General features: G+C 44.1%; 18 protein-coding genes. 13 read left to right on the forward strand and 5 right to left on the reverse strand.

What is annotated here, in order from left to right:
- Positions 1-66: 66 nt before the first annotated feature.
- Together ACFS25_RS12405 and ACFS25_RS12410 are read right to left on the reverse strand one after the other, a co-directional pair.
- The gene (locus ACFS25_RS12405; protein ID WP_381500714.1) at positions 67-1,167 is read right to left on the reverse strand and encodes an NADH:flavin oxidoreductase; all 1,101 of its coding nucleotides are present in this window, start codon (positions 1,165-1,167) and stop codon (positions 67-69) included.
- 111 nt (positions 1,168-1,278) lie between these two features.
- Entirely contained in the window at positions 1,279-1,581 is a 303-nt protein-coding gene (locus ACFS25_RS12410; protein WP_381500717.1) for an ArsR/SmtB family transcription factor, read from the reverse strand.
- Positions 1,582-2,203: 622 nt separating this feature from the next.
- Between ACFS25_RS12410 and ACFS25_RS12415 the strand changes: the two genes are divergently transcribed.
- The 13 genes from ACFS25_RS12415 to ACFS25_RS12475 all read left to right on the forward strand — a co-directional run bounded on the left by ACFS25_RS12415 (position 2,204) and on the right by ACFS25_RS12475 (position 8,952).
- Positions 2,204-2,482, forward strand: coding sequence for a hypothetical protein (locus ACFS25_RS12415; protein ID WP_381500720.1), 279 nt, complete (start codon positions 2,204-2,206; stop codon positions 2,480-2,482).
- Positions 2,448-3,182: a GREB1-related protein gene (locus ACFS25_RS12420; RefSeq protein ID WP_381500723.1), complete on the forward strand. Its 735-nt coding sequence runs from the start codon at positions 2,448-2,450 to the stop codon at positions 3,180-3,182. The genes ACFS25_RS12415 and ACFS25_RS12420 overlap by 35 nt, the downstream gene beginning before the upstream one ends.
- An 8-nt stretch (positions 3,183-3,190) precedes the next feature.
- Positions 3,191-3,535 (forward strand): hypothetical protein, encoded by a 345-nt coding sequence (locus tag ACFS25_RS12425; protein WP_381500725.1) that lies wholly within the window; start codon positions 3,191-3,193, stop codon positions 3,533-3,535.
- A gap of 28 nt (positions 3,536-3,563) precedes the next feature.
- A complete protein-coding gene (locus ACFS25_RS12430) occupies positions 3,564-3,749 on the forward strand; it encodes a hypothetical protein (RefSeq protein WP_381500727.1) in 186 nt (61 codons plus the stop codon).
- 198 nt (positions 3,750-3,947) lie between these two features.
- Positions 3,948-4,127, forward strand: a complete 180-nt coding sequence (locus ACFS25_RS12435) for a hypothetical protein (protein WP_381500730.1) — start codon at positions 3,948-3,950, stop codon at positions 4,125-4,127.
- A 35-nt stretch (positions 4,128-4,162) separates the two neighbouring features.
- A complete protein-coding gene (locus ACFS25_RS12440; RefSeq protein WP_381500733.1) occupies positions 4,163-4,585 on the forward strand; it encodes a hypothetical protein in 423 nt (140 codons plus the stop codon).
- 515 nt (positions 4,586-5,100) lie between these two features.
- Entirely contained in the window at positions 5,101-5,379 is a 279-nt protein-coding gene (locus ACFS25_RS12445) for a hypothetical protein (RefSeq protein WP_381500736.1), read from the forward strand.
- Positions 5,380-5,423: 44 nt separating this feature from the next.
- The gene (locus ACFS25_RS12450; RefSeq protein WP_381500739.1) at positions 5,424-5,882 is read left to right on the forward strand and encodes a DNA methyltransferase family protein; all 459 of its coding nucleotides are present in this window, start codon (positions 5,424-5,426) and stop codon (positions 5,880-5,882) included.
- Positions 5,883-6,245, forward strand: a complete 363-nt coding sequence (locus ACFS25_RS12455; protein WP_381500742.1) for a hypothetical protein — start codon at positions 5,883-5,885, stop codon at positions 6,243-6,245.
- A gap of 106 nt (positions 6,246-6,351) precedes the next feature.
- The gene (locus ACFS25_RS12460) at positions 6,352-6,516 is read left to right on the forward strand and encodes a hypothetical protein (protein ID WP_381500745.1); all 165 of its coding nucleotides are present in this window, start codon (positions 6,352-6,354) and stop codon (positions 6,514-6,516) included.
- Positions 6,517-6,814: 298 nt separating this feature from the next.
- Positions 6,815-6,988 carry a SymE family type I addiction module toxin gene (locus tag ACFS25_RS12465; protein WP_381500749.1) on the forward strand — a complete coding sequence of 58 codons (174 nt, stop codon included), beginning with the start codon at positions 6,815-6,817 and terminating at the stop codon, positions 6,986-6,988.
- Positions 6,985-7,557, forward strand: a complete 573-nt coding sequence (locus tag ACFS25_RS12470) for an AAA family ATPase (RefSeq protein ID WP_381500752.1) — start codon at positions 6,985-6,987, stop codon at positions 7,555-7,557. Before ACFS25_RS12465 ends, ACFS25_RS12470 begins: the two co-directional genes overlap by 4 nt.
- A gap of 201 nt (positions 7,558-7,758) precedes the next feature.
- On the forward strand, positions 7,759-8,952 hold the full coding sequence (locus ACFS25_RS12475; RefSeq protein ID WP_381500755.1) for a hypothetical protein: 1,194 nt from the start codon (positions 7,759-7,761) through the stop codon (positions 8,950-8,952).
- Between the two features lie 212 nt (positions 8,953-9,164).
- Here ACFS25_RS12475 and ACFS25_RS12480 read toward each other — a convergent pair whose 3' ends face one another.
- Genes ACFS25_RS12480 through ACFS25_RS12490 form a run of 3 tightly spaced genes read right to left on the reverse strand, consistent with a single transcriptional unit; the run spans position 9,165 to position 10,063 of the window.
- On the reverse strand, positions 9,165-9,482 hold the full coding sequence (locus ACFS25_RS12480) for a transposase (protein WP_381500887.1): 318 nt from the start codon (positions 9,480-9,482) through the stop codon (positions 9,165-9,167).
- A 10-nt stretch (positions 9,483-9,492) separates the two neighbouring features.
- The gene (locus ACFS25_RS12485) at positions 9,493-9,747 is read right to left on the reverse strand and encodes a hypothetical protein (RefSeq protein ID WP_381500758.1); all 255 of its coding nucleotides are present in this window, start codon (positions 9,745-9,747) and stop codon (positions 9,493-9,495) included.
- A gap of 1 nt (position 9,748) precedes the next feature.
- Positions 9,749-10,063: a hypothetical protein gene (locus ACFS25_RS12490; RefSeq protein WP_381500761.1), complete on the reverse strand. Its 315-nt coding sequence runs from the start codon at positions 10,061-10,063 to the stop codon at positions 9,749-9,751.
- Positions 10,064-10,358 lie beyond the last annotated feature (295 nt).

A 10,358-nucleotide genomic window follows, 5' to 3' on the forward strand; every position in this document is an offset into this window, starting at 1 on the left:
CCTCTCTTTAATAAAACAATCCTCATAGAGACTTGACTCTCAGGAATAAATCTTAGACCAATACGCTTACACTAATATGGACAAGGCTTCTTTACTAAATCCTTTTAACTCACCGGTACGATTCTCCCGAATCTTTTCTGCCCAATGCGGATCGGCCAATAAAGGTCTTCCTACAGCGGCCAAATCAAAATCACCCCGATCCATTAGGCGAAGCAATTCATCCAGCGAACTGGGTTGCGAACTTTCACCCCGGAAAGCGGCCATAAATTCGCCACTCAAACCAATAGAACCGACACTGATCGACGCTTTTCCGGTGACCTTTTTAGCCCAGCCAGCAAAGTTCAAATCGGAACCGTCGAATTCAGCCTCCCAGAAACGACGCTGCGAGCAGTGAAAAATATCTACGCCAGCATCCGCCAGCGGCTGAAGCCAGGCTTCCATCTCCTGGGGGTTCTTGGCTAGTTTAGCGGTATAATCCTGTGGTTTGAATTGCGACAATCGAAGTATAACGGCAAAATCGTCGCCCACTTGTCGTCTCACTTCCTCTATAACTTCGATGGCATATCGATTACGCTCAGCCACCGTTTTTCCTCCGTATTGATCCGTCCGCTGATTGGTTCCTTCCCAAAAGAACTGATCAATCAAATAGCCATGAGCCCCGTGAATTTCTACACAATCGAACCCAAGGCGTTTGGCATCGGCAGCCGCCCGACCATAGGCTGCAATGGAGTCGGCAATGTCCGATTCCGTCATCGTTCGTCCGTTGGTGGTATCGGGATTAAGCAAGCCAGAAGGTCCTTCAAAAGGAGTTGGTGGCAGCCAGCCCGACTGGTGATTGCCCATCACACCCATATGCCAGATCTGCGGTCCCATTTGACCACCTGCCTGATGAACATCATTAATTACAGTTTGCCAGCCAGCCAGAGCCGTTTGGCCATAAAAATGGGGAATATTAGGGTCGTTGGACGACGATGGGCGGTCGATAACCGTGCCCTCCGAAAGAATTAATCCTACTTCGGCAGCGGCTCTTTTACTGTAGTATTCCGCTACGTTAGTACCGGGCACACCATCGGGTGAAAAGGAACGGGTCATAGGAGCCATCACAATTCGGTTTTTTAACTTCAGAGATTTCAGCTCAAAGGGCCGAAATAAAGGATTTTCTTCCATGATAAATGATACGCTGTTTTGCTGCTTTTTTCTTAACTAAACTAATATTGAAAAATCGGGAAATTCCGATATATTTAAAGAGATAAAAAAAGGGATTTGTTTCCGGTCAACTTATATTTCATGTTGGATAATTTGTGTCAAGGTGGTAAAGCCGTCTTCGTTACGTTTATAAAACGTCCATTGACCAACGCGGGTAGCCGTGACTAAGCCCGCCCGCTGTAGGAGCGATAAATACTCTGATACAGTCGATTGATTGAGACCACATTTAGCCTGAATATGGCCTACACACACCCCTACTCCCTTTGCTTCGCAAAAATCCTGCAACGGAAAATGGATTTCTGGTTCTTTGAGCCAGCTCAGAATTTGTAGTCTGGTCTTATTCGATAAAGCTTTGAAGACGTCTACCTGGTTCATGCCACAAAGATATCGACTATTTCCGATATGTCAAACTATCTGCAAAATGTATTGTTTATTGCTAGTCGGTTGAGGTGTGTTCCTTCAACCACTCGGACACCCCTAAAAAAAAACGTCAGCAAATTAATTTGCTGACGTCAAATGCAGAGAGCGAGGGTTTGAAACCACACTCTCAAAGTCTTCGATTATTACCGGACTACCCCACAAAGGTAGCAGCCTGCTATCAATACGTATGAAATATTTTCTATAAATGGCGAATTTAAAATTGATAAAAATCCAACCAATAAAGAGGAGTAATTTAAATTCATAATATCTCTTATAGAAGTTATTAACGAATCGTTAGACTATTTTGAAAAATGGGATAGTATAACAGTTGGGCAATGGCCAGTTAATGACTTTATTGAGATATAATAATATTTCAAATGGTAATGGATTCTTCCTTTTATCGTATAAATTGGAAAACTTCTAAACTTGTTCTATTACTGGAAAATGCGGATCATTGCCAAGAGTATCTACCCAATAACTTATTGCTTCTAGAAAACAAATTTTCGTAAAAATTTAGTTTTCGTCCAAAATCACTCATGCCCTTTTGGAAACCTGTTTCGGGGCTCATTTTTGAGACATGAAACAGGTTTTTAGTACCATTTGGGAATTTATAAAGGGTAATTCCAGCCGCTTCATTTGGGAGCTGGTGGCCGTGGCCATCGGTATATCAGTAACTTGGCTCATTAGCACTTTAACCGGCCAGGGAGATCTTAAGGCCTGCCAGGATGAACGGGCCACGCTGCTCCAGGAAAAGGCCAGCGCTCAATCATTTGCCGACTCAGTAAAGTGGAGCGCCGTACAGGTACTAGATTTATCGACCTGTGGAAGAAATAAAACTAGTCATACCCAGCCATAAGCGGTGGACCAGCATCCGCACCACGTCGGTAGTCAATAATGCGATCATCTGTGTACCCGACAGCCAGGGCGATATTTACCGCAAATGCAACCCGGCTGACGAAGTGGTTACCCATCCTGATAGCGTTGTCAGGCTCCAGGCCAAACGCAACTGGATATATAAGCACTTTGGTAGCGTGTTTATGATCGACGATGATATAAGCGCTGTAAGGCGTACCTACACCGCTCCGGGCGAGCCGATCATGATGAACCCCAAAGAGGTGTATGAGTTGATTCAGCATACCGCAGACATGGCCCGGCAGATGGGTGTTTACTTATTTGGTTTTGCAGACACACCGAACCCGGTGGCGTACAACCCCATGAAGCCGGTGCAGCTGAGTGGCTTGGTCAATGGCTGTGCATTCGGGCTACTCGCTGGCTCTGGCCTGTGGTGGGACACGGCCATAAAATGTAACTGCCATTACTGGATATCAGCCCTAAATGCCTACAAGCACCGGATGGCGTATTTAGATATGCGGCTTTACTTTAACCAGGTCGATACGTTTGTGGCCAGAGGTGGTCAGGCTGAGCATCGCAGCATTGATGCGGAAGAAAAGGATTTTGCCTATCTTCAAGGCGTATTCGGGTCGGATGTGATTACGGGCAAGAAAAGCAAGAACCCACGCCACCCGTTTCAGAAAACGCTTAAACTGCCGTTTTAAACCAGAATATGAAAGCAATTGATGTAAATTCAGAAAGGTGCATCTGTATTGATGAAAATAATCTAGAGTACTTGATTTCAATTGAGAAAGGCCATAGTTATAACGGGGAGCCCTTTGACGTACTATTTATTAATGATAGAGTGAAATTAACCTATTCAGGAGAGGATTTCGAAAGTTCAATTGAGCATATGGTTAGTACATTATCAATAAAACATTGCGATCTGGAAAACGAATCAGGTTTCGAAGAGATAGGATTTACGATAAAAGTGCCAAATACTTCTGAGGAACTAATCTATTATTGGTCTAACGGATCAGTAGTGATTTGGGGGCAAAAATCCACACTATTTATTTAAAAAAAACCCTTAAACTGCCGTTTTGATTATGGACACTAACGAGGTAGAATTAATACTGAAGTTTACTATTGAAGTCGATCAGACGATGCTGGATAAATTAACTCAAGGTTTAGCTGAGCAATATGCTCGGATGATAGTCGCAGAGTTGAATAAAGACGGTTCGGATGTTGAGCGAACTTCGTATGGAATCAGTTTTGTAAAAAATATAGTATAGACTATTTCGCCTTACGCGGCCACCTTGGGCAAGTGGAAAAGCATTATATATCAAAACGGCTGACAATGTGGGATAGAGACAGCCCCACCGCTGATCATCGTAGCCCCCGAACAATCCGGTTCGGGGGCTTTTTGTTGTAATAACTATTTGTGTAATTACTTCACAAATAGTTATATTTACCTCATCACACAAGACCATATGGATGAGAAGACAATGCTACTTGACCTCAAGCAAAACATGGAAAGTCAGCTTGAGCAACTAGGCGATTTAATCATTTTGAGCGACCCCCGCGATGACGAGTATAAGTTCTTACTAATAAAGGCGGCCAACTACCGGGATACGCTTAAAAAGATTGACCAACGACTAAAAGAACTTTAAACCGGAGGTGAGCAAACCACCCCCGAAATAATTATATGGAACAGGCAAAACACTTTCTGAAGCAATACCAGGGTGCGACCTCACGAGAGGAGCGTTCAGCTATATTGGCGGAATACCAGACATTACTAGAAACATTATCGACCCATGAACGGGACGAAGTACGCCAGTTTATGAAAAGCCATTTACAGCCCCAAATCAAAGAGACACTGCAGACACTTGATGCGTTGGTTGAAAAGGCAGACTTGCTCCTTAGCCAGAAAGGTATGGTCACGTACGAAGGCAAAGAATATGTTTTTGGTGATTGGGTAACGATCGCGGACTATTGCCGCCTGTATGATTTCAAGCCAGCGCGGGTACAAAACTGGATTGATCGGGAGATTGTGCCTCGTCAGAATGTAGTGATCATTCACGAACTGAATAACCTGAAATTGCTCAAGAATGAGTTATATCGACCTTAATTGAGGATTCGCCCTGTCGAATAAAAAACGCTCTTGCTGCCTAGTGAGAGCGTTTTTTATTTCCGTCGTATGAACAAAATATATACCGTTTGACGCGTTGTCTATCCGTCTTGCCGGGAGAAGTTTACAGAGTTCAACACTTAATCACTCTGTTAACCAATGTCTAGTAAAACCTCTTATTTCGTTCGCAATGCTGATGCTACTGAAGATGAGTACTCTCGCTTCTCAACCAGCGTAGGCCACAAGATTGACACCAGCCACAAACATCAGCAAATGCTGCGGTTTGCGATGCAGTTTATTCCCCCCACCGTCATTCCCGAATTCTTCGAAAGTCATGAGGTGAATGACCTCCTGCGCTCCACCAATGTACACCCGCTCGAACTGGCCACGATTTACTTAGCTCTACTGGGCGAAGATCGCAACGACTACAGCAAGATGGCGCGACCAATGATTGGCTGCGTCCATTCCCAAAAGCTGATTTTGAACGTTGGGGCGATGTCAACTGGTTGGGCGACGTGGCCAACAGTTGGTTTCATAAGGAAGGCACCAACTTGGATGTTCAGGCAATGGAGATCAGCGAGCAGTACAATGGTGAAGTTACCGTCAATGATCTGGTTAACTATGTACGCACCTGGAAGCCCGGCAAATACCGCACAGTTTACAGAAGACAACTGGATGAAATAGAAGGTCGCGGGTTCGACCTGTTCGGTTTTAAGCTTAACAAACGATACGCCGAGAGTTTGACCGCCTTAATCGAAGAAACGGAAACCGAACAGATTGCTGTCCCTTTTTAATCACCTGACCCCGCCGATCGGCGGGGTTTTTCTTTTTAAATGCCATGCCGAAATCAACCGACGTGCCGCACGAGCTGCGCCCACTCAACAAGCTATTTTCCGAAAAAGACTACAACCGTACGACGGGCCGATGGGATTACGCGGACTCACTCCGCGATTGGGTAGACTTTCTGGTCGAATCGTTCATGCCGGTGCGCCAGGGCATCTATGAAGAACTCAAAAAGAAACATGGCGATCTGGATTGGTTCATGCGCATGACCCACGAACTGATTAGGCTCCAGAGCCAAATGATTGTTGGCGACTCCGACCATGCGATGGGCCGCTGGTATGACGCCTTAGGCACATTTTATGAAGTGCTGGCCGGCCAGGGCAAACGCCAGATATTGGGCCAGTATTTTACCCCTGCCTGCGTGGTCGATTTCATGAGTGCGATACAGGGAGCCGATGATCATCTGATCGGTAAAGGGCAGCTGGTGAATGACCCATGCAGTGGCTCTGGTTAGATGCTGATATCCTTTCACGCTCACGCTCCGGGCAACTATCAATTTGGGGCCGATCTGGATGCTATCTGCGCCAAAATGACCGCCGTCAATATGTGTCTTCACGGATCCGTTGGCCAGGCTGTTTGTATGAACTCCCTGCTACCTGATGACTGGCGTTTTGGCTATCACATCAATCGCCGATTGAATAAAACTGGAATGCCGACGATTGAGCCAATGACTGGAAAAGAGGAATGTCACAGCTGGCAACTATGGCAGACCCAAAAGGCTGAATGGGTGGAGAAAAAGAAGACAGAGCCGGATTTGCCACCTCCTACACCCCGCATGGCAAAAGCGGCTCAGGTGGGCCAAATGAGCCTATTTTAAGCCTCGATGTATGATCAAAATTTATAAAGACCGTCGCATTGTCTATCCGTTCTGCCGGGAGAATATTACAGAGTAGTCAGCAGAATAACCCCTGATTTCAAGCAAGATGTTCATTTACAAATTATTTTTTGACGAGCCCAAAGCAGTCTGGGGAATAGGCTGCGTACTCATCCAGGAAGTGAGCGAAGAAGCCGCCCGTTTATTCTTCGCTATTGAGTACCCTGGCTACCAGGTAACCCGTGTTTCTCTAACCCTTCAACTACCCCTGTAATGTACATTCGCAAGCGCCAAAAGTTCGAGAATCCGAGAATGACTAAGAAGAAAAATCTATTAAAAATGGTGATAAAGTAAGCGCACCGACTCTGGAAAAAGGGGCTTTGGATATTCTTTGGCGAATGCGTGCGCGATGCCTGGATGACAATTAGAACCGGCCTGCGCAGGAAACAAATCAATGTGGCTCAGGTGAGCCTCTTTTAGCCGGGACGCCGGACCGAAGGATGAAGCCGGTAGTTGTAGCTACCGGCTTCTGTCTTAAGCAAGGATGTTCAACTCTTAATCAGACAGTACAAATGTACGTGAAAAGTAGAAAGCTGGGCTACATGGCCCGCAAGAATGTAATGCGCCAATTGATCTTTACCCCATCCCTCAATTTAGCCGGCCAGTGGATGAGCCAGGCCGGGTTTGAAATCGGGCAGACCGTACGGGTAACCATTGAGAACAATAAAATTATCATCGAGGCATGAGCAAATACGATTTACGGACCAAGAAGGGATATGATTTTTTTGAGTGTAGTAGTGCGTTTCAGAAGTGCATCAGGCGGGGTCTGGAAGATCAGGCCATGTTTTGGGTCGTGGAGTTGTATGACAGCAATTATGGCGAATACGTCTGGAAGCGATTGCGTATCATGAGTTCTGAAGATGTCGGATTGGCTGAGCCGAATATGCCTACCAACATTTGGGCGCTCTACCGCTCCTATCAGGAACAGGCCAAAAAGAAAGAGGATAAAAACGAACCCCAGCGGTTATTTCTAACGCATGCGGTCTTGCTATTGTGCCGAGCCAAGAAATCGCGCATGGTTGACTGGACATTGATCTGGCACTGGTTTCGCCACCCATTCCAAAAGTTGGCTATACCCGACTTCGCGTTGGATAAGCACAATGAGCATGGCCGACAGCTAAAACGAGGGTGGGCGCATTTCTTCGACGAAGGCACTTTACTCAATAACCCCGGCTATGTAGAAGGGGAAACGGATATGCGCATGAATGCCATGAAAGCCATTAGCGACCCGAGTGAAATGAGTCTGTTCGAATAAATTTCAATTCAGGTTGTATTGAAAACATAAATAGCCCGATTGAAATATTGGGCTATTTATTGATGCAAGCCTGCATCAATAAATAGCCGCCGTTTGTTGAAATTAATTTTGTTTTCAATGCAATATTCTACAAATCACATAATAAAATGCTCTAATTGTTAACTATAATCTACTTAATGTTAACTACCAAATACAAGAAATTTGATTTCAACCTTAGACTATACAGAGATGCAAGCCCCGAGGAAAACAGTAACCCCTAGGAAAACAGGTAATAATTTTTCTGGCAAACAAACAGGAGAAAAGAAAGAGCCAAGAAAATCTCATCCTAGTGTATCTAGCGTAACGAAAAACAGAGAAAAAGAAAAAGAGACTGAATTTGCTTTAGCTAAACCAGATGATATCGTAAGGGATATTATTGAGAAGTTCTTAAAAGCGCGCTACGAAAAATATCCTTTAGAGGAAAAAAATGCGTTAATGGAATTCATTATTCTCAATGAAATAATGAATTATGACCATTTAACGTCATTATTTGAAAGTCCAGTAGAGCTAAATCAAGCACTCACGCTCGAGCCAGCTCGTGGCTATACAAAAACTGGTTCTTCATCAGAAAATAAGCCATACACGGGTAAATTAGATTCAAAAGGGTTTATAGAGAGATGGAAATTGGGTAATGAATCAGAATTTTCCGAGCCTGATGAAAAGTACATACAGCTTGCACACATGGCATTCAAAAAAGAGTATTTTGACGGTGGTAGAGCAGACCTAAGTAAAGGTACGAATGGAGAATTTGGAGGGGGATTCTATGTTGTCACTGGTCACCAACCACCTATTGGAGCAACGTCACCTCAAGGTATGATTCGTACCGAATGGAGAAATAAAGAAACTGGGAAGGCACCTGATGACTTGATGTATTTCAAGATAGACAAGAAATTAATAAGAGAGCTTGTCGACGATGATGAAACGTGTAATTTCGTTTTATACATGCTAAAAAATCCTTCAGGATATCCAAAAGGAATGAGTGATAAGGAGGTGATAGATATGATCGAAAAAATAAATAAGCAGGGTAAAATATTATTATTCCCGGATGACAAAGAAAGGGCAGTTATCATAGATGGAGACGAATCTATGTCCGTTGAGGGTTTTGAAGAGAATAAGCCCCAAACTAATCATATTTTAGTTGTTGGACCTCAAAAACCACCCTCTTTAAAAGGGCTTCGTCAAGTTGCATTTCGACACGTAGATGGTGACCTATTGATAAATAAGGCAGAAAGATCTTGGGGAAAATTTAGAGAAGGTCAGCCAGCGAATAACCCATCAAGCAAAGAAAGACAACAAGATAAAAAGAAACCGAGTCAGGGGTGGAATATTGATAAAACGAACAAAACAAAAAAATAATATCATCCACCTGTCTGGTCAAGAATCTATGTTAAAGTGTTAGGTGTTATGCAACTTATCGGCTCTAGATTATGGCATTTACTTGAATCTACTGTTTTATAAAGTTTACTATATATCCATTTGTACTAAACTATTGGTGAGTAAAAAGGTGCATAGTATTTGCGTCCTACCGTGCAAAAAAGACTACGCCTAAACTTGGTTCGGACCGATTTCTATGATTCAAGCAACAACGGGGGAATAAAATCTTTATATTTTTCCCTCCGCTGTACACAGGCATAGACGCGATGAATCAGCTTATTACAAACGTTGTTAATTACTAACATTTCGTTCTTCCCCTCGGCCGTTTTGCGCATATAATATGCTTTAAGTTCCTGAGAATGCTGGATGGCCGACATGGCCCCGTTGTGTAGCAGAGCCTTCAGAGGTTTATTGGCTTTGTTACTGGTTTTAGCTTTGCCTCTATATTGGCCTGATGCGTATATAAAAGGCACCACCCCAGCGTGGCAGGCTAATTTTTTCGGGTCCGTGATAGCTTTAAACTCATTGCGGGGCCGCCCGTGCGGTGATGATCAATAGTTCTGTAGCGATGGCTGGGCCAATACCCTTAACCGATTGCACATAGCTATACAGCTCTTTTAAATAAGGGTCATTAGCAATGACCGCAGCAATATCTGCCTGAATTTGTTTAATGTCTTTAGTTAGGGCATCCAGCGTCTTTTGACACGATTTTTTAGCCTCGTTATGCTCTTTCTTAGAAATGAACCCGTCCGAATCGGTCAAAGGGGATTGAAGCATTTTACGCACTTTGACCAGCCGACTGCGGGTAGCCGTTAACCGATGGCAGCGGCCAACCGTCCAGTTTTTGGATGACCTCTCGTTTGGGCGTCCACAGATGGACTTCTTCCCGATTTTTGTAAGCATAGAAGGCGATTCGTTGGGCATCGACTTTGTCGTTTTTACCCCGAATCATTCCCAGGCTTTCTTTAATATGAATAGGATGCTCTACCGCACGGGCGGCCCCGCCAGATACTCGCTTTACTTGCTTGTAGAAAGCTAATAATATGGTTGTTATATATTCCAGTATGCTCCATGCAATACAAGCTATTGACAAAGCTAACCTCTGGGTATTGTTGCTTTAAGTGTTTAACAAAGCTTTCAATGCCTTTCTTATCGTTCGACGATTGGTAGTGAAATAACAACTTATTGGCGACGACAAGGGCCCAGTCCAAAGTGGCTTTGGAGATATCAATGCCGATAAAAAACGTAAAAGTTTCCATACTTTTGATTCAGTTTACGTAAATACTCAAGCCAGTTATCTGTTACACACTCAATACCTTGCTCATGGCGGGGCCGCCCTTTAGGTTTGTCTTGTGGTAAGATTCCAAGATTTGGTAGCTTGCCAGCTA

It is taken from the genome of Spirosoma flavum (genome assembly GCF_042686045.1).
Classification (GTDB): domain Bacteria; phylum Bacteroidota; class Bacteroidia; order Cytophagales; family Spirosomataceae; genus Spirosoma; species Spirosoma flavum.

Bases quoted from the DNA above. Each gene is read 5' to 3' on its own strand.
- ACFS25_RS12405 (WP_381500714.1), bottom strand. From the start codon at position 1,167: ATGGAAGAAAATCCTTTATTTCGGCCCTTTGAGCTGAAATCTCTGAAG.
- ACFS25_RS12410 (WP_381500717.1), bottom strand. From the start codon at position 1,581: ATGAACCAGGTAGACGTCTTCAAAGCTTTATCGAATAAGACCAGACTA.
- ACFS25_RS12415 (WP_381500720.1), top strand. From the start codon at position 2,204: ATGAAACAGGTTTTTAGTACCATTTGGGAATTTATAAAGGGTAATTCC.
- ACFS25_RS12425 (WP_381500725.1), top strand. From the start codon at position 3,191: ATGAAAGCAATTGATGTAAATTCAGAAAGGTGCATCTGTATTGATGAA.
- ACFS25_RS12430 (WP_381500727.1), top strand. From the start codon at position 3,564: ATGGACACTAACGAGGTAGAATTAATACTGAAGTTTACTATTGAAGTC.
- ACFS25_RS12435 (WP_381500730.1), top strand. From the start codon at position 3,948: ATGGATGAGAAGACAATGCTACTTGACCTCAAGCAAAACATGGAAAGT.
- ACFS25_RS12440 (WP_381500733.1), top strand. From the start codon at position 4,163: ATGGAACAGGCAAAACACTTTCTGAAGCAATACCAGGGTGCGACCTCA.
- ACFS25_RS12450 (WP_381500739.1), top strand. From the start codon at position 5,424: ATGCCGAAATCAACCGACGTGCCGCACGAGCTGCGCCCACTCAACAAG.
- ACFS25_RS12455 (WP_381500742.1), top strand. From the start codon at position 5,883: ATGCTGATATCCTTTCACGCTCACGCTCCGGGCAACTATCAATTTGGG.
- ACFS25_RS12460 (WP_381500745.1), top strand. From the start codon at position 6,352: ATGTTCATTTACAAATTATTTTTTGACGAGCCCAAAGCAGTCTGGGGA.
- ACFS25_RS12465 (WP_381500749.1), top strand. From the start codon at position 6,815: ATGTACGTGAAAAGTAGAAAGCTGGGCTACATGGCCCGCAAGAATGTA.
- ACFS25_RS12470 (WP_381500752.1), top strand. From the start codon at position 6,985: ATGAGCAAATACGATTTACGGACCAAGAAGGGATATGATTTTTTTGAG.
- ACFS25_RS12485 (WP_381500758.1), bottom strand. From the start codon at position 9,747: ATGCTTCAATCCCCTTTGACCGATTCGGACGGGTTCATTTCTAAGAAA.